The following is a 15,393-nucleotide window of genomic DNA, read 5'->3' as shown; positions in this document are numbered from 1 at the left end:
AATGACGGTTATGTCCTTGAGTCTAGCGCGCCAGTCGGGCGGGCGGACAGGCAAAAATGCGCCATTGGGCATAGCCTGTAGGAAGGTTTCTGACAGGAGGCTGCAGATGTTGCATGCGATCCTCGCTGCATTGTTGCTTGGCGCAGTGCCGTTGGCCGACGCTGCAGGTCAGCAGCGGCCGCTCACGACCGTCCCGGGAGCACCGGGGACGCCGACGCCGACGCCCTACCCGCAGATCACCCCGAGCACGCCGCCCAAGGCCGGCGCCAACCGGCCCGGCGCGCCGCTGCTGCCGCCCATGCCGGTGCCGGGGCCGCCGAAGGACCAACCGTTGCCGGGGTTGAGCCAGGATCCGCCAAAACCGCCGCCTAAACGCGATTAGACCTGCTGTGCCAGGCGCTGGCCATCCTGCATCCGCAGGCGCCGTGAAAGCGCCACGGCCAGGGCGCGAATGATGCGGGCGGCAATGCGCGGCGCGTCGGCGAGCATCTTCTCCAGCGAGTCCTTGCCCAGGGTCAGCAGCTGGCAGTCGCTGGCGGCCACGCAGGTGGCCGAGCGGCGCTCGCCGTCGAGCACGGCCATTTCGCCGAAGGCTCGGCCCTTGCGCAGGGTGGCGATTTCCACCTCGGTGCCGTTGCCGTCGGTCTTGCGCACCGAGACCACGCCGCGGTGGAGGATGCACATGAAGGTGCCGGCGTCGCCTTCGCTGAACAGGGTCTGGCCTTCGCTCACGGCGGTGAGGCTGAAATAGCCGGCGGCGGTGACGAAATCGCTGGGCTGCAGGGTGTCGAACAGACCGCAGTCCATGAGCATGTCGCGGATTTCGGCGTTCAGGTGCTGGGTGTCGGGCATGTGTTGTTCTTCTTCGCATGTCTGGAAAGCGCCGCGTGCGCACAATCTGTGGCCGTGGCGCTTGTGAGACAACGAAATTCGCGTTTTACGCCACGCCCAGCTCATTGAAGACGAACGCATACTCCAACGCCACGTCGCGCAGCCCCTGGTAGCGGCCGCTCATGCCGCCGTGGCCGGCGCCCATCTCGGTCTTGAGCAGCAGCAGGTTGGCGTCGGTCTTGCGCGTGCGCAGGCGCGCCACCCACTTGGCCGCCTCCCAGTACTGCACTCGGCTGTCGTTGTAGCCGGCGATCACCAGCATGGCCGGGTAGGCCTGGGCCCTGACGTTCTCGTACGGCGCGTAGGCCTTGATCCGCGCATACACCTCGGGGTCTTCCGGGTTGCCCCATTCGTCGTACTCGGTGACGGTCAGCGGCAGCTCGGGGTCGAGCATGGTGTTGAGCACATCGACGAACGGCACTTCGGCGATGGCGCAGCGGAACAGCTCGGGGCGCAGGTTGAGCACCGCGCCCATCAGCAGGCCGCCGGCACTGCCGCCACTGATGGCCAGGCGTTCGCGGCTGGTCACGCCTTCGGCGACCAGATGTTCGGCGCAGGCGATGAAGTCGTCGAAGCTGTTGTGCTTGTGTTCCTGCTTGCCGGCCCGGTACCAGGCTTCACCCAGCTCGCCACCACCGCGCACATGGGCGATGGCGAAGGCCACGCCACGTTCCAGCAGGCTCAGGCGGGCATGGGAGAACCACGGGTCGAGGCTCTCGCCGTAGGCACCATAGCCGTAGAGGTAGAGCGGCACCGTCTTGCCTTCGTCGGCGCGACGGCGCACCAGGCTGATCGGTACCCGGGTGCCGTCCTTGGCCACCGCCCACAGGCGCTGGCTGATGTAGTCGTCGGCGTCGAAGGCGCCGAGCACCGGGGTTTGCTTGAGCACCTGCTGGGCGCCTGTGGCCAGCTCCAGCTGACGCACCTGGGCCGGGCGGTTGAGGGCTTCGTAGCGCAGGCGGATGCGCGAGCTGGCGAATTCCAGGCTGTCCTGCACGTAGAGGCTGTAGGCGGCATCCGGCAGTTCGACGCGGTAGGCCGGCAGGTCTTGCGGGCGCACTTCGATGATCGGCAGGCCGCCTTCGCGCAGGCTCAGGGACAGCGCCGAGGCATTGAGGCTGACGCCTTCGAGCATGATGTCGTCGCGGTGCGGCACCAGCACCTGCCATTGCGCGCGGGCCGGGACGCTGTCTGCCGGCGCATGGAACAGGGCGAAGTTGATACCGTCCTGGTTGCTGCGGATGAACCAGCGCCATTGACCGTCGAGCTGGCCATGGTCGGGGAAGTACTCATGGCCTTCGACCCGTGGCGCCAGGCAGGTGAAGTCGGCGTGCGGCGTGGCCGCATCGAGTACCCAGGCTTCGCTGGTGGTCTTGCTGTTGAGCAGCAGCACCAGTTGGCGTTCGGAGCTGGCGCGGTAGCAGTGCAGGAAGAAACGTCCGTCGGGCTCTTCGAATACGCTGGTGGCCGCGGCCTCGCCCAGGGTGTGGCGGCGCAGGCGCCAGGGGCGGTGGGTGTCGTCCAGCTCGGCGAAAAACAGCGTCTGGCTGTCGTTGGCCCAAGTCATGCTGCCGTCGCAGTCGTCGAAGGGCAGGGCGCTCAGCGCGCCGCTGGCCAGGTCCTTGACGTACAGGGTGTAGACCTCGTCGCCGCTGGTATCCAGGCTGTAGGCCAGCAGGCGATGGTCGGGGCTGATGCTGAAGGCGCCGAGGGAGAGGAAACCGCCGTTCGCCAGCGCATTGGGGTCGAGCAGCAGTTCCTCGCGGCTTTCATCGACCGTATTGCTGTCGTCGGCCGGGCGCGGGCAGCGGTAGTGGCGCGGGTACTCGTCGCCGGCGGTTGTGCGGGTGTAGTAGAGGTACGGACCCCAGGGCGAGGGCAGCGACAGGTCGGTCTCGAGGATGCGGCTCTTGATCTCTTCGAACAGTTGCTCACGCAGCGGCGCCTGGCCGGCCAGGCAGGCTTCCTGGTAGGCGTTTTCCTCGGCCAGGTAGGCCAGCACCTCGGGCGTGTCGCGGTCCTGCAGCCAGGCGTAGGGGTCGTTGCCGTCGGCTTGATGGGCGATAGGGGCGGGAAGGGTCAGGGGCATGGGTGATCTCATCGATGATGGGCCCCTCGCGAGGGGCCACTGCGGGTCGCATGCGGTGCGGGGGCAGCCTGCGCCGGTAAAAGTGTTTATCATAGGCGTCTCTTTGCCTGGCTTGCACCAACACCATGACCGAACACGACTATACGCTGGCCTGGGGCCTGTACGCCGTTGCCGCCCTGGGCTGCCTGCTGGTGGGTTTCAAGCTGACCGGCTGGATGTGGCGCTGGCTGCGCGAGCCGCTGCGGGTGATCATCGCCGTGCTGCTGTTCGCCCCGACCATCGTCGACCCGGTCAAGGAAAGCTTCGCCCCGGCCATCGCCATCACCGCGCTGGACCTCGCCTTCAAGGTCGGCAACAACGCCTGGCGCGCAGCCTCGGACCTTGCCATGTACGGGATGATCGCCTTTGCCCTGTACTTTGTCTTCGTGCTGATCCGCTGGCCGCTGGAAAAGCGTGCCCGCGAACGCCGCGCCCAGCGTGAGGCCGCCGCCCAGCGCCAGGCCAAGGAAGAGGAGGAGGTCGTGGCCGATGCGTCCCTGGCCGCCAATCGTCACGACCGCTACCGCGACGATCCGCCACCGGCCCCCGTGCGCCGCTCCGGCCCCGGGCAGGGCCGCGTCGAACCCCGTCTGTAAGCCAGGAGCCGCGAACATGTGCGAACTGCTGGGCATGAGCGCCAACGTCCCCACCGATATCGTCTTCAGCTTCACCGGCCTGATGCAGCGCGGCGGGCGCACCGGCCCGCACCGCGATGGCTGGGGCATCGGTTTCTACGAGGGGCGCGGCCTGCGCCTGTTCCAAGACCCGGCGGCGAGCAGCGAGTCGGAAGTGGCCAACCTGGTGCAGCGCTACCCGATCAAGAGCGAAGTGGTCATCGGTCATATCCGCCAGGCCAACGTCGGCAAGGTCTGCCTGTCCAACACCCACCCGTTCGTGCGCGAGCTGTGGGGCCGCAACTGGTGCTTCGCGCACAACGGCCAGCTGGGTGACTTCGCCGGCCAGCGCACGTTCTACCGACCAATTGGCGACACCGACAGCGAGGCCGCCTTCTGCGACCTGCTCAATCGTATCCGCGAGGCCTTCCCCGAGCCGGTGGAAGCCGAGCAACTGCTGCCGGTGCTGGTCGAGGCCTGCGCCGAGTACCGCGGCAAGGGCGTGTTCAACTGCTTGCTCAGCGACGGCGACTGGCTGTTCTGCTTCTGCTCGACCAAACTGGTGCACATCACCCGCCGCGCGCCGTTCGGTGCGGCGCGGCTGAAGGATGTCGACCTGATCGTCGACTTCCACACGCAAACCACCCCCAACGACGTGGTCACGGTGATCGCCACCGAGGCCCTGACCGAGAACGAGACCTGGAACCGCTACGAGCCGGGGCAATGGGGTCTGTGGCGCCATGGCGAGTGCGTCGCCCACGGCCAGAGCTAAGGAAGCTCCATGTTCAGAAGTTACCTGCGTTTGCTGTTGTTCACCTTCGGCCTGCTGGCCGGTCTCCAGGTGCCGGGGTTGGTCAAGGACTACAGCCAGCGCGTCGAGGCGCACCTGCTCGAGTCGCGTCAGGCCCTGGACGGCTTCCGCCAGACCGCGCAGCGCTTCTTCAACGGCGACCTGCAGGCGCTGGTGCGGCATTACCGCAGCAGCGACGATCCGGTGTTCAACAGCGATGCCAACAGCATCGAGAGCCTGCTGATCCGCAACCAGGCGTTGGAGCATGAATGGCAGGCCCTGCAAGGCTCGTGGGTGAGCCGCACCTGGCATGTGCTGGTGCAGCCGGAGCCGACGCTGCGCGAAGAGACGCTCAAGGGCTACAGCTACCAGATCCTGCTGGTGCCCGAGGCGATCGGCTGGGGGATCGGCAGCGGGTTCGTGCTGGCGTTCGTGGTCGAGAGCCTGTTGCTGGTGATTGGCTGGGTGATCCTCGGTGGGCGGCGCAAGGTGGTGAAGGAAAGCTGGCGGTGATGCTGTTGCTGCCCTGATCGTCGTTCAGACCAGCACGATCCGCTGCCCGCCCACATCCCGCGCATAGCGCTCCAGCACTTGCCGGCACACGTCGACGATCTCGTCCACCAACGCCACGCCGGTCTGCCAGGCCACCACCAGCTCCAGGCTCGGTGGTGGCTGCAAGCCGTCCAGCAACACCAGCTCGCCCCGGCTCAATTCGCCATCCACCAGTGCCGGTGGCAGCGCGCCGATGCCGAAACCGTCGCGCAGCAGGCGGGTGATCGCCGCCACCGAGTTCACGCAGTTCAGGCGTGGCGCCTCGGCCCCGGCTGCCTGCAACAGGCTGAGCACCTCCTGGTGCGGTCGTGAATTTTTCGAGAAGGTGACGATGCGTTCGCGGGCCAGTTCCGCCAGCGAGGCGTAGGTGCGGTGGTGCGGGGAGCCGGCGGCGACGATCCAGCCCATCGGGTAGCGCGCCAGGTCCTGGCTGCGGATCGACTGTTCGCGCAGCAGGTCGGTCTGCAGGATCACGTCGAGAAAGCCCTTCTGCAACTGCTCGCGCAGGTTCAGCGCGGTATCGGCCACCAGCTCGATCTCCACCTGCGGGTAGCGTTCGCCCAGCTCCGCCACCAGTGCGCTCATCCAGGTATGGATGACTGTGTCCATGACCCCCAGGCGAATGCGTCCGGTCTTGGCCCGGTCGCTGTCCAGCGATTGCTTCATGGCCTTGGCGGTGTCGAGCATGCGTTCGGCATATTCCAGCACTTTGGCGCCCTCGGGTGTCAGGCTGACCCCGCGCGAATCGCGCAACAGCAGTTTCACGCCCAGGTCGGCCTCCAGCGCGGCGATGCGGCTGGACACCGAGGCCTGGGTGGTGAACAGCTTCTCGGCGGTGAGGCGGAAGCTCTTGAGCCGGGCGACCCAGACGAAGGTTTCGAGGAAACGAAGGTTCATGATCAGTTTTTCTTGTTCCAGACCGGCGGATTTTCTCGTTGGACGTGCCGGGCGCGGCCTCTGAACATGGTGCCCAGGCCGCGACGCCCGACGTCGCCCATAGAACAATACCAACAAGCCGAGGCAACCATGAACCCGACCGGCGTGCAGCAGCAGGCCCCCGCCCGAACCTCGAGCGGCCCTTTCGCCTGGTACCGCGACATCGATTCCCAGCAACGACGCACCTTCTGGAGCTGCAAGATCGGCTACGGCCTGGACGGCATGGACACCCAGATGCTGAGCTTCGTCATCCCCACGCTGATCATGCTGTGGGGCATCAGCACCGCCGAAGCCGGGCTGATCCATACCAGCACGCTGATCGCCTCGGCCCTGGGCGGCTGGATCGCCGGCATCCTCTCCGACCGTATCGGGCGGGTGCGTACCCTGCAACTGACGGTGCTGTGGTTTGCCTTTTTCACCTTCCTCTGCGGTTTCGCCCAGAGCTATGAGCAGCTGTTGATCGCCCGTACCCTGATGGGCTTCGGTTTCGGTGGCGAATGGACCGCCGGCGCGGTGCTGATCGGCGAGGTGATCCGTGCCCAGGACCGCGGCAAGGCGGTGGGCATGGTGCAGTCGGGCTGGGCCATCGGCTGGGGCCTGACCGCCATCCTCTACGCGCTGCTGTTCTCCTGGCTGCCGGCCGAGCAGGCCTGGCGCGCGCTGTTCCTGCTCGGGTTGCTGCCGGCGATCTTCGTGATCTTCGTGCGGCGCCTGGTCAAGGACCCGGAGGTCTACCGCGAGGCCAAGGCCGCCGAGACGGTCGCGGCGCCTTCGCACTTTTACGAGATCTTCGCCCCCGGCATGTTGTGGACCACGATCCGCGCCTCGCTGCTCACCACAGGTGCCCTGGGCGGCTACTACGCCATCACCTCGTGGCTGCCGACCTTCCTCAAGAACGAGCGCGGCCTGAGCGTGCTCGGTACCGGCGGCTACCTGGCGATGGTCATCGTCGGCTCCTACATCGGCTATGTGGTCAGTGCCTACCTCTGCGACCTGCTGGGGCGGCGGAAGAACTTCATCCTGTTCGCCGTGGGCTCGTTCGTCATCGTCCTGCTCTACACGCAGCTGCCGGTCAGCGACAACGTGATGCTGTGGCTGGGCTTCCCGCTGGGCTTCTTCGCCTCGGGCATCTTCAGCGGCATGGGTTCGTTCCTTACCGAGCTGTTCCCTACCCGCATCCGTGGCTCGGGGCAGGGCTTCTGCTACAACATCGGCAAGGTCATCGCGGCCATGTTCCCGCTGCTGATCGGCCTGCTCGGCGAGAAAGTGCCGTTGGGCCTGGGGATTGGCGCCTTCGCCGCGGTGTCCTACGGTGTGGTGATCCTGGCCGCGCTGAGCCTGCCGGAAACCCGCGGCAAAGCGCTCCAGGCGCGCTAAGGTAGGCACCATGAACATTGATACGGAGGTCCGCCAGGTGAAACGCCTGCTACTCAATTGCGACATGGGCGAGAGCTTCGGCAACTGGCGCATGGGCCAGGATGCCAAGGTCATGCCGTTCATCGACTGCGCCAACATCGCCTGCGGCTATCACGCCGGCGACCCTGGCACCATGCGCCGCACCGTGGCCCTGGCGCTGGAGCACCGGGTGGCCATCGGCGCGCACCCGGCCTACCCGGACCTGGCAGGCTTCGGCCGCCGCTCCATGGCCTGCAGCAGCGACGAGATCCGCGACCTGCTGCATTACCAGATCGGCGCCCTGGACGGCATCTGCAAGGTGCTCGGTGGCCGGGTGGCCTACGTCAAGCCCCATGGCGCGCTGTACAACGACATGATGGCCAACCCGGCCATCCTGCGCACCGTGCTCGAGGCCGTGGCGGCATTCGACAGCGGCCTGCCGCTGATGCTCATGGCCACCGCCGACGACAGCGCCGCCCAGGCCCTGGGCGATGAGATCGGCGTGCCGTTGTGGTTCGAAGCCTTCGCCGACCGTGGCTACACCGCCAGCGGGCACCTGATGTCGCGGCGCCTGCCGGACTCGGTGCACCATGACCCGGCGCTGGTGGTCGAGCAGGCCTTGCGCCTGGCCAAGGGCGAGGCCCTGGTGGCCGACGATGGCAGCGAGGTGCGGTTGAACGCCAGCACCCTGTGCGTGCATGGCGACAACGATGGTTCCGTGGCTGCGGTACGCCAGATCCGCCAGGCACTCGACGCGCTGGAGCAGGCATGACCCCACGTATCGAAGTGGTGGCCGTCGACAGCCTGATGGTGCGGCTGTTCGATGCCATCGATGAAGGCAACATGCCGTGGATCCTCGCCGCCAGCCAGCGCTTGCGGGACGTCTTTGGCCAACAGTTGATCGACCTGGTGCCGTCCTACACCACGCTGATGGTGCAGTTCGACCTGGCGCCGGGCGAAGCGCGCCGGCGCATCCTGCACGCACTGGAGGGCCTGCGGCCGGATGACGGAAAGGCCGGGCGCAGGCACGAGATCCCGGTTTGGTACCACGCCAGCGTCGGCCCCGAGTTGCCGGTGCTGGCTGCGCGAAGCGGGCTGAGCGAAGCGGAAGTGATCGACGTGCACTGTGGCCGTGATTACCCGGTGTTCGCGCTGGGGTTCGCCCCGGGTTTCGGCTTCATGGGGCTGGTCGACGAGCGCCTGGCCACACCGCGCCTGAGCACCCCGCGCAAGCGTGTGGCAGCGGGCAGTGTCGGCATTGCCGAACGCCAGACCGCCGCGTATCCGGCGGTGTCGCCGGGCGGCTGGAACCTGATCGGACGGACTCCGGTGCACCTGTTTGACCGTGAGCGCGAGGGCTATAGCCTGCTGCAACCGGGTGACCGGGTACGTTTTGTGGCCGTCGGGCACGCCGAGTTCATCAACCTGGGCGGTGATGACAGCCCGCTGGAGGCCCAGGCATGAGCCAGTTGAGGATCGAGGCCAGCACCGCGCTGTGCCAATTGCAGGATGGTGGCCGCTTCGGCGTGCGGCATCTGGGGGTGACCCAGGGCGGCGCACTGGATTGGGTGGCGATGCGCTGGGCCAACTGGTTGCTGGGCAATACCCTGGACAGCGCCGTGGTGGAAATCGCCCTCGGCGGATTCAGTGTGATTGCCGAGGAAGATTGCATGCTGGCGTTGGCCGGGGCCGACCTGGATGCGCAGGTCGACGGGCAGGCCGTGGCGCCCTGGACCAGCTTCAACCTCGGCAAGGGCCAGCAGCTGACGCTGCGTCAGCCTCGCCAAGGGGTACGTGCTTATCTGGCGGTGCCTGGCGGGTTTGTGGGCAAGTCGGTGCTGGGGAGTTGTGCCACGGTGGTTCGGGAAGAGCTGGGCGGGGTTGACGGCCAGGGCCGGGCGTTGGTGAAAGGGGAGGTACTGCATGCTGCTGCCATCGCGGGGCAAGTCGGGGCGCCGAACCGCCGCTCCCACGTTCCCGAAACGTTGCGGCCGGTATATGCGGACAAGCCTGTGCTGGACCTGGTGATGGGGGCGCAGATAGGCAATTTCAGCGGCACCAGCCTGTTCGAGGCGTTCAACCGTGACTGGACGCTGGACAGCCGTGCCGACCGCATGGGCATTCGCCTGCTCGGGCCGCAACTGGTCTACCAGGGCGCGCCGATGATCTCCGAGGGAATTCCGCTAGGCGCCGTGCAGGTGCCGCCGGACGGGCAGCCTATCGTACTGCTCAATGACCGGCAGACCATCGGTGGATATCCGCGGCTGGGGGCGTTGACGCCGCTGGCGCTGGCGCAACTGGCGCAGTGCATGCCGGGCGCGACGATACGCTTCAGGGCGGTGGTGCAGGACGAGGCGTGGCGCGAGCAGCAGGCATGCCTGCGCTGCTGGGGTTGAGTCTGCCGGCTTCATCGCGAGGCAAGTCGGGGCGCCGAACCGCCGCTCCCACGCCACTCGTGCATTTGCAGGGCTGGCGTGGGAGCGGGCTTGCCCCGCGATGATGCCAGTTCGGTCAATAGATTACTTGGACAGGTAACGCATTCCCTCTTCCAACCCCTGCAACGTCAACGGATACATCTTGTCCTCGATCAGGTCCCGCACCAGATGGGTCGAGGCGGTGTAGTCCCAGGCCTGCTTCGGATACGGGTTGATCCAGATGATCTTCCTGAACTTCTCCATGAAGCGCTGCATCCACACGTACCCGGCCTCTTCGTTCCAGTGCTCGACGCTGCCGCCGGGCTGGGTGATCTCGTAGGGTGCCATGGCTGCGTCGCCGACGAAGATCACTTTGTAGTCGTCGCCGTACTTGTGCAGCAGGTCGAAGGTGGAGAAGCGCTCCGAGGTGCGGCGCAGGTTGTTCTTCCACACCGACTCGTAGACGAAGTTGTGGAAGTAGTAGTACTCCAGGTGCTTGAACTCGGTCTTGCAGGCCGAGAACAGTTCCTCGCAGACCTTGATGTGGGCGTCCATCGAGCCGCCGATGTCGAACAGCAACAGCAGCTTCACCGTATTGCGCCGTTCGGGGCGCATCTGGATGTTCAGCAGGCCGGCGTCACGGGCGGTGTGATCGATGGTGCCGTCGATGTCCAGCTCCTCGGCGGCGCCTTCGCGGGCGAACTTGCGCAGCCGGCGCAGGGCCAGCTTGATGTTGCGCGTGCCCAGCTCGACCTGGTCGTCGAGGTTCTTGTACTCGCGCTGGTCCCAGACCTTCACTGCCTTGCCCTGGCGCTTGCCGGCCTCGCCGACGCGGATGCCCTCGGGGTTGAAACCGCCCGAGCCGAACGGGCTGGTGCCACCCGTGCCGATCCATTTGTTGCCGCCGGCATGGCGTTCCTTCTGCTCCTCCAAGCGCTTCTTGAACTCCTCGATCAGCTTGTCCAGCCCGCCCAGGGACTGGATCTGCGCCCGTTCCTCGTCGGTGAGCGAGCGCTCGAACTCCTTGCGCAGCCACTCGTCGGGGATCAACGCCTCGATATGCCGGTCGAGGTTTTCCAGGCCCTTGAAGTAGGCGGCGAAGGCACGGTCGAACTTGTCGAAGTGCCGTTCGTCCTTTACCAGGATGGCGCGGGCCAGATAGTAGAAGGCGTCCATGTCGGCGAACACCACACCTTTTTGCAAGGCATGGTGCAGGTCGAGCAACTCGCGCACCGACACCGGCACCTTGGCCGCGCGCATTTCATTGAACAGGTTGAGCAGCATGGCCCGGCTCCCGTCAGCGGTTGCCGCGCCGGCTCATGAAGGCCAGGCGCTCGAGCAGCGTCACGTCCTGTTCGTTCTTCACCAGGGCCCCGGCCAACGGCGGGATGGCCTTGGTCGGGTCGCGCTCGCGCAGTACCGCCTCGCCGATGTTGTCGGCCATCAGCAGCTTGAGCCAGTCGACCAGCTCGGAGGTGGAGGGCTTTTTCTTCAGGCCCGGCACCTTGCGCACGTCGAAGAACACGTCCAGTGCCTCGCTGACCAGCGACTGGCTGATGTTGGGGTAGTGCACATCGACGATCTGCTGCAGGGTGGCGCGGTCGGGGAAGGCGATGTAGTGGAAGAAGCAGCGGCGCAGGAAGGCGTCAGGCAGCTCCTTTTCGTTGTTGGAGGTGATGATGATGATCGGGCGCTGCTTGGCCTTGATGGTCTCGTCGATTTCGTAGACGTAGAACTCCATCTTGTCGAGTTCCTGCAACAGGTCGTTGGGGAACTCGATATCGGCCTTGTCGATTTCGTCGATCAGCAGGATTACCCGCTCGTCGGCCTCGAAGGCCTCCCACAGCTTGCCTTTTTTCAGGTAGTTGCGCACATCGTGGACCTTGTCCACGCCCAGCTGCGAATCACGCAGGCGGCTGACCGCGTCGTATTCGTACAGGCCCTGGTGGGCCTTGGTGGTCGACTTGATGTGCCAGGTGATCAGGCGTGCGCCGAAGGAGGCGGCCAGCTGTTCGGCGAGCATGGTCTTGCCAGTACCCGGCTCGCCCTTGACCAGCAACGGGCGCTCCAGGGTGATGGCCGCGTTGACCGCCAGCTTGAGGTCATCTGTGGCGACGTAGTCGCGGGTGCCTTCGAACTTCATTAACCGATCCTCTGGGTGGCTGGCTGGCGTCATTGCGGGCAGACCCGCTCCCTGTGGGAGCCGGCTTGCCGGCGATAGGGCCGGCCCAGGCAATACATGTTTATTGATGTGCCAACGACTATAACGCCACGCCCGACGCGTGAAAACGCAGACCGGGTATTCAGTCCCTGAATGGTCCGTCACCCAGGGCTCAGTCGGATTTGGGCGCGGGCTGCTCGTAGCGTGCGTTGAACGCCTGGATGAAGCCGTTGCGCAGGATCTGCAGGAACGCCTCGAAGGCGCTGATGTCCTGCTGGTGCACGCTGCCGCTGAGTTCCACGCGGGTGGCGAACTGGTTTTTCGGCTGGTTCTTGAGCACGGTCTCGGTGGCGCCCACGACGGCTTCCCATATCGAGCGCAAGATGCCCTTGTCCTTGTCTTCCACGTCCTGCTGCCAATTGAACACATCGACATCGCGCAACAGCGGCTTGATGTAGCCCTTGAGCCGGCCGTTCTCGGCCTCGGCCTCGATTACCACATCGCCATGCCCGGCATTGAAGTCGAACTTGCCATAGGCACTGGCGAAGTCGTTCAGCCGGCGCAGTTCGATGCCGGTGGCGCGCAGGCGGAACTGGAAGTCGTCGAAGTCGCTGAAGGGGTCGAAGGTGGCGCGGCTTTCCACCTTGGCATCGCCCAGCAGCAGCGCCGTCCCTTCGAAGCTGGCGTCGCGCCGGCCCTTTTCGTCGCGCACGTTGGTCAGGTTGCGGATGCTTGCGTCCAGCCGGGTGGCCTTGAGGTCCACCGGCGGGCTGGAATTGAAGTTGCGGAAGGTGAGGGAGCCTTGTTCGATGCGCACGTCGTTAAGGGTGATCGGCAGCAGTTTTTCCAGTTGCTGGCGCCAGTCGGTGCCCTGGCCGGTCTGAGAGTTCTGTTTGTTGCCGCCGTCGACGAAATTGATTTCGGGGCGTACGAAGGTCACTTCGGCGACCACGGCGCGGTCGTACCACAGCGAGTGCCAGCTCACCGACAGGTCGATCAGCGGTGCTTCGAGCAGCGGCACCGGCACCTTGCCGCTGACCTTGACGATCTTCAGGCCATTGATCTGGTAGGCACCACGCCACCACGCCAGGTCGACGTCGCGGACCTGGCCGCGGTAGTCGCCCATGTCGGCCAGCTTGTCGTTGAGGTAGTCACGCACCAGGTAAGGCAAGGCCAGGTGCAGGGCCACCAGCAGTGCGACCAGGCTGGCGAAGCCGACCAGTGGCCAGCGGTAGCGCGCTTTCATCGGGTTTCTCCACGGGAGCATGTGCGGTTGACCGCAGGCCGTTTCGTCGAGTTCGAACGGGCTTTACGCTCACCGATTGCAGGCTTACCCTCAAGGTTTTCCCTGCACTTTTTCCTGTTCAAGGACCGCCGCCATGAGCCGTATCTACGCCGACAACGCCCATTCCATCGGCAACACGCCGCTGGTGCAGATCAACCGTATTGCCCCGCGCGGCGTGACCATCCTGGCCAAGACCGAAGGGCGCAACCCTGGCTACTCGGTAAAGTGCCGGATCGGCGCGAACATGATCTGGGACGCCGAGAGCAGCGGCAAGCTCAAGCCGGGCATGACCATCGTCGAGCCCACCTCGGGTAATACCGGTATTGGCCTGGCCTTCGTGGCCGCCGCCCGTGGCTACAAGCTGGTGCTGACCATGCCCGACTCGATGAGCCTGGAGCGGCGCAAGGTACTCAAAGCGCTGGGCGCCGAGCTGGTGCTGACCGACAAGGCCAAGGGCATGAAGGGCGCCATCGAGAAGGCCAACGAGATCGTCGCCTCCGACCCTGCGCAGCACTTCCTGCCGGGCCAGTTCGACAACCCGGCCAACCCGGCCATCCACGAGAAGACCACCGGCCCGGAAATCTGGAACGACACTGATGGCGCGGTCGACGTGCTGGTTGCCGGCGTCGGCACCGGTGGCACCATCACCGGCGTGTCGCGCTACATCAAGCACACCCAGGGCAAGGCGATCCTGTCGGTGGCGGTGGAACCGGTGAACTCGCCGCTGATCAGCCAGACCCTGGCCGGCGAGGAGCTCAAGCCCACCCCGCACAAGATCCAGGGTATCGGCGCCGGCTTCGTGCCGAAGAACCTCGACCTGTCGATCGTCGATCAGGTCGAGACGGTGACCGAGGAAGAGTCCAAGGCCATGGCCATCCGCCTGATGCAGGAGGAGGGCATCCTCTGCGGCATCTCTTGCGGCGCGGCGATGGCAGCGGCGGTGCGCCTGGCCGAGAAACCGGAGATGCAGGGCAAGACCATCGTGGTGATCTTGCCGGATTCGGGCGAGCGTTACCTGTCGAGCATGCTGTTCAGCGATCTGTTCACCGAGCAGGAGAACCAGCAGTAAGCGACACGCTGCAAGCTGCAAGTCGAAGGCATGGCGGTATTGACGCGGATCAGCTTGAACTTGCCGCTTGCAGCTTCTGGCTTGCAGCTGCTCCTGATGGGTTTATGATGTCCGGCTATCTGGGGATGGCCTGATTTCCCCTCCAAGGAGTGTTGCATGACCTTTTCCTTCGTCGCCAAGGCCGGTGTCCTGCTGGTGTTCTTCGGCAGTGTGCTGTTTGTGCACCTGCGCGGCAAGGCACGCCTGCCGGTGCTGCGCCAGTTCGTCAACCATTCGGCGCTGTTCGCCCCCTACAACAGCCTGATGTACCTGTTTTCCGGCGTACCTTCCAAACCGTACCTGGACCGCCAGCGCTTCCCCGAGCTGGATGTGCTCAAGGACAACTGGGAGGTGATCCGCGAAGAGGCCATGCGCCTGTTCGACGAGGGTTACATCCGCGCGGCGGAAAAAGACAACGACGCCGGCTTCGGTTCGTTCTTCAAGAAGGGCTGGAAGCGCTTCTACCTGAAGTGGTACGACAAACCGCTGCCTTCGGCCGAAGCGCTGTGCCCGAAGACCGTCGAGCTGGTCAGCAGCATTCCCAACGTCAAGGGCGCGATGTTCGCCCTGTTGCCCGGCGGCAGCCACCTGAACCCGCACCGCGACCCGTTCGCCGGTTCCCTGCGCTATCACCTCGGGCTGTCCACGCCGAACTCCGACAACTGCCGCATCTACGTTGATGGCCAGCCCTACGCCTGGCGCGACGGCGAGGACGTGATGTTCGACGAGACCTTCGTGCACTGGGTCAAGAACGAGACCGAGGTCACCCGCGTGATCCTGTTCTGCGACGTCGAGCGCCCGCTCAACAGCCCGCTGATGACCCGCATCAACCGCAAGGTCAGTGCCTTCCTCGGCCGCGCCACCGCGCCGCAGAACACCGATGACGAGCGTGTCGGCGGGATCAACCAGGCCTATGCCTGGAGCAAGCGCTTCAGCAATGTCATCAGCACCCGGGTCAAGCAGTTCAAGCGTGCCAACCCCAAGGCCTACCGCGTGCTGCGGCCGGTGCTGGCGGTTGTCGTCGCCTACGCCCTGTACCACTGGTTGTTCTGATCCGGTTGAGCAGGCCTGCTTTCGCACCTTGTGCAAGCAGGCTTGCCCCGCGATGATTCCCCCGCT

At 65.5% G+C, this 15,393-nt stretch carries 16 protein-coding genes; 10 read left to right on the top strand and 6 right to left on the bottom strand.

Going from position 1 to position 15,393, the window contains the following annotated elements; all coding sequences use genetic code 11:
- The first annotated feature begins 106 nt into the window (after positions 1 to 106).
- Positions 107 to 382 (top strand): hypothetical protein, encoded by a 276-nt coding sequence (locus tag CCOS191_RS19975; RefSeq protein WP_046856680.1) that lies wholly within the window; start codon positions 107 to 109, stop codon positions 380 to 382.
- Here the strand turns inward: CCOS191_RS19975 and CCOS191_RS19970 are convergent.
- Together CCOS191_RS19970 and CCOS191_RS19965 are read right to left on the bottom strand one after the other, a co-directional pair.
- Positions 379 to 852 (bottom strand): cyclic nucleotide-binding domain-containing protein, encoded by a 474-nt coding sequence (locus tag CCOS191_RS19970; protein WP_046856679.1) that lies wholly within the window; start codon positions 850 to 852, stop codon positions 379 to 381. The two genes, CCOS191_RS19975 and CCOS191_RS19970, sit on opposite strands and share 4 nt — an antisense overlap.
- 85 nt (positions 853 to 937) lie before the next feature.
- Entirely contained in the window at positions 938 to 2,980 is a 2,043-nt protein-coding gene (locus CCOS191_RS19965; RefSeq protein ID WP_046856678.1) for a S9 family peptidase, read from the bottom strand.
- A 125-nt stretch (positions 2,981 to 3,105) separates the two neighbouring features.
- Between CCOS191_RS19965 and CCOS191_RS19960 the strand changes: the two genes are divergently transcribed.
- From CCOS191_RS19960 to CCOS191_RS19950, 3 genes are read left to right on the top strand one after another with little or no spacing between them, the layout of a single operon-like run.
- Complete coding sequence (locus CCOS191_RS19960; RefSeq protein WP_038705608.1) at positions 3,106 to 3,615, top strand: hypothetical protein; 510 nt, start codon at positions 3,106 to 3,108, stop codon at positions 3,613 to 3,615.
- A gap of 16 nt (positions 3,616 to 3,631) precedes the next feature.
- A complete protein-coding gene (locus CCOS191_RS19955; protein ID WP_038705609.1) occupies positions 3,632 to 4,405 on the top strand; it encodes a class II glutamine amidotransferase in 774 nt (257 codons plus the stop codon).
- Positions 4,406 to 4,414: 9 nt separating this feature from the next.
- On the top strand, positions 4,415 to 4,936 hold the full coding sequence (locus tag CCOS191_RS19950; protein WP_023632562.1) for a DUF2937 family protein: 522 nt from the start codon (positions 4,415 to 4,417) through the stop codon (positions 4,934 to 4,936).
- 24 nt (positions 4,937 to 4,960) lie between these two features.
- Here the strand turns inward: CCOS191_RS19950 and CCOS191_RS19945 are convergent, their stop codons facing one another.
- A complete protein-coding gene (locus CCOS191_RS19945) occupies positions 4,961 to 5,872 on the bottom strand; it encodes a LysR family transcriptional regulator (RefSeq protein WP_046856677.1) in 912 nt (303 codons plus the stop codon).
- A 129-nt stretch (positions 5,873 to 6,001) separates the two neighbouring features.
- Here CCOS191_RS19945 and CCOS191_RS19940 point away from each other — a divergent pair, with 129 nt between their 5' ends.
- Genes CCOS191_RS19940 through CCOS191_RS19925 form a run of 4 tightly spaced genes read left to right on the top strand, consistent with a single transcriptional unit; the run spans position 6,002 to position 9,702 of the window.
- Positions 6,002 to 7,288, top strand: a complete 1,287-nt coding sequence (locus CCOS191_RS19940; protein ID WP_038705611.1) for an MFS transporter — start codon at positions 6,002 to 6,004, stop codon at positions 7,286 to 7,288.
- Between the two features lie 10 nt (positions 7,289 to 7,298).
- Positions 7,299 to 8,078, top strand: coding sequence for a 5-oxoprolinase subunit PxpA (locus CCOS191_RS19935; RefSeq protein WP_046856676.1), 780 nt, complete (start codon positions 7,299 to 7,301; stop codon positions 8,076 to 8,078).
- Positions 8,075 to 8,770: a 5-oxoprolinase subunit PxpB gene (gene pxpB, locus CCOS191_RS19930; protein ID WP_046856675.1), complete on the top strand. Its 696-nt coding sequence runs from the start codon at positions 8,075 to 8,077 to the stop codon at positions 8,768 to 8,770. Before CCOS191_RS19935 ends, pxpB begins: the two co-directional genes overlap by 4 nt.
- Complete coding sequence (locus CCOS191_RS19925) at positions 8,767 to 9,702, top strand: biotin-dependent carboxyltransferase family protein (RefSeq protein WP_046856674.1); 936 nt, start codon at positions 8,767 to 8,769, stop codon at positions 9,700 to 9,702. The genes pxpB and CCOS191_RS19925 overlap by 4 nt, the downstream gene beginning before the upstream one ends.
- A 123-nt stretch (positions 9,703 to 9,825) precedes the next feature.
- Here CCOS191_RS19925 and CCOS191_RS19920 read toward each other — a convergent pair whose 3' ends face one another.
- The 3 genes from CCOS191_RS19920 to CCOS191_RS19910 all read right to left on the bottom strand — a co-directional run bounded on the left by CCOS191_RS19920 (position 9,826) and on the right by CCOS191_RS19910 (position 13,127).
- Entirely contained in the window at positions 9,826 to 11,004 is a 1,179-nt protein-coding gene (locus CCOS191_RS19920) for a vWA domain-containing protein (RefSeq protein ID WP_046856673.1), read from the bottom strand.
- A 13-nt stretch (positions 11,005 to 11,017) separates the two neighbouring features.
- On the bottom strand, positions 11,018 to 11,863 hold the full coding sequence (locus CCOS191_RS19915) for an AAA family ATPase (RefSeq protein WP_023629931.1): 846 nt from the start codon (positions 11,861 to 11,863) through the stop codon (positions 11,018 to 11,020).
- Positions 11,864 to 12,053: 190 nt separating this feature from the next.
- Complete coding sequence (locus CCOS191_RS19910) at positions 12,054 to 13,127, bottom strand: DUF748 domain-containing protein (protein ID WP_046856672.1); 1,074 nt, start codon at positions 13,125 to 13,127, stop codon at positions 12,054 to 12,056.
- A 133-nt stretch (positions 13,128 to 13,260) separates the two neighbouring features.
- Here CCOS191_RS19910 and cysK point away from each other — a divergent pair, with 133 nt between their 5' ends.
- Together cysK and CCOS191_RS19900 are read left to right on the top strand one after the other, a co-directional pair.
- Positions 13,261 to 14,235, top strand: a complete 975-nt coding sequence (gene cysK / locus CCOS191_RS19905; protein ID WP_046856671.1) for a cysteine synthase A — start codon at positions 13,261 to 13,263, stop codon at positions 14,233 to 14,235.
- A gap of 156 nt (positions 14,236 to 14,391) precedes the next feature.
- Positions 14,392 to 15,327 (top strand): aspartyl/asparaginyl beta-hydroxylase domain-containing protein, encoded by a 936-nt coding sequence (locus CCOS191_RS19900; RefSeq protein ID WP_046856670.1) that lies wholly within the window; start codon positions 14,392 to 14,394, stop codon positions 15,325 to 15,327.
- Positions 15,328 to 15,393: the final 66 nt, after the last annotated feature.

This window comes from Pseudomonas sp. CCOS 191 (genome assembly GCF_001007005.1).
Classification (GTDB): domain Bacteria; phylum Pseudomonadota; class Gammaproteobacteria; order Pseudomonadales; family Pseudomonadaceae; genus Aquipseudomonas; species Aquipseudomonas soli.
Note: the sequence above shows the minus strand (reverse complement) of the source record. Positions and strands in the feature narration are given on the sequence as shown.

Bases quoted from the DNA above. Each gene is read 5' to 3' on its own strand.
- CCOS191_RS19975 (WP_046856680.1), top strand. From the start codon at position 107: ATGTTGCATGCGATCCTCGCTGCATTGTTGCTTGGCGCAGTGCCGTTG.
- CCOS191_RS19970 (WP_046856679.1), bottom strand. From the start codon at position 852: ATGCCCGACACCCAGCACCTGAACGCCGAAATCCGCGACATGCTCATG.
- CCOS191_RS19965 (WP_046856678.1), bottom strand. From the start codon at position 2,980: ATGCCCCTGACCCTTCCCGCCCCTATCGCCCATCAAGCCGACGGCAAC.
- CCOS191_RS19960 (WP_038705608.1), top strand. From the start codon at position 3,106: ATGACCGAACACGACTATACGCTGGCCTGGGGCCTGTACGCCGTTGCC.
- CCOS191_RS19955 (WP_038705609.1), top strand. From the start codon at position 3,632: ATGTGCGAACTGCTGGGCATGAGCGCCAACGTCCCCACCGATATCGTC.
- CCOS191_RS19950 (WP_023632562.1), top strand. From the start codon at position 4,415: ATGTTCAGAAGTTACCTGCGTTTGCTGTTGTTCACCTTCGGCCTGCTG.
- CCOS191_RS19945 (WP_046856677.1), bottom strand. From the start codon at position 5,872: ATGAACCTTCGTTTCCTCGAAACCTTCGTCTGGGTCGCCCGGCTCAAG.
- CCOS191_RS19940 (WP_038705611.1), top strand. From the start codon at position 6,002: ATGAACCCGACCGGCGTGCAGCAGCAGGCCCCCGCCCGAACCTCGAGC.
- CCOS191_RS19935 (WP_046856676.1), top strand. From the start codon at position 7,299: ATGAACATTGATACGGAGGTCCGCCAGGTGAAACGCCTGCTACTCAAT.
- pxpB (WP_046856675.1), top strand. From the start codon at position 8,075: ATGACCCCACGTATCGAAGTGGTGGCCGTCGACAGCCTGATGGTGCGG.
- CCOS191_RS19925 (WP_046856674.1), top strand. From the start codon at position 8,767: ATGAGCCAGTTGAGGATCGAGGCCAGCACCGCGCTGTGCCAATTGCAG.
- CCOS191_RS19920 (WP_046856673.1), bottom strand. From the start codon at position 11,004: ATGCTGCTCAACCTGTTCAATGAAATGCGCGCGGCCAAGGTGCCGGTG.
- CCOS191_RS19915 (WP_023629931.1), bottom strand. From the start codon at position 11,863: ATGAAGTTCGAAGGCACCCGCGACTACGTCGCCACAGATGACCTCAAG.
- CCOS191_RS19910 (WP_046856672.1), bottom strand. From the start codon at position 13,127: ATGAAAGCGCGCTACCGCTGGCCACTGGTCGGCTTCGCCAGCCTGGTC.
- cysK (WP_046856671.1), top strand. From the start codon at position 13,261: ATGAGCCGTATCTACGCCGACAACGCCCATTCCATCGGCAACACGCCG.
- CCOS191_RS19900 (WP_046856670.1), top strand. From the start codon at position 14,392: ATGACCTTTTCCTTCGTCGCCAAGGCCGGTGTCCTGCTGGTGTTCTTC.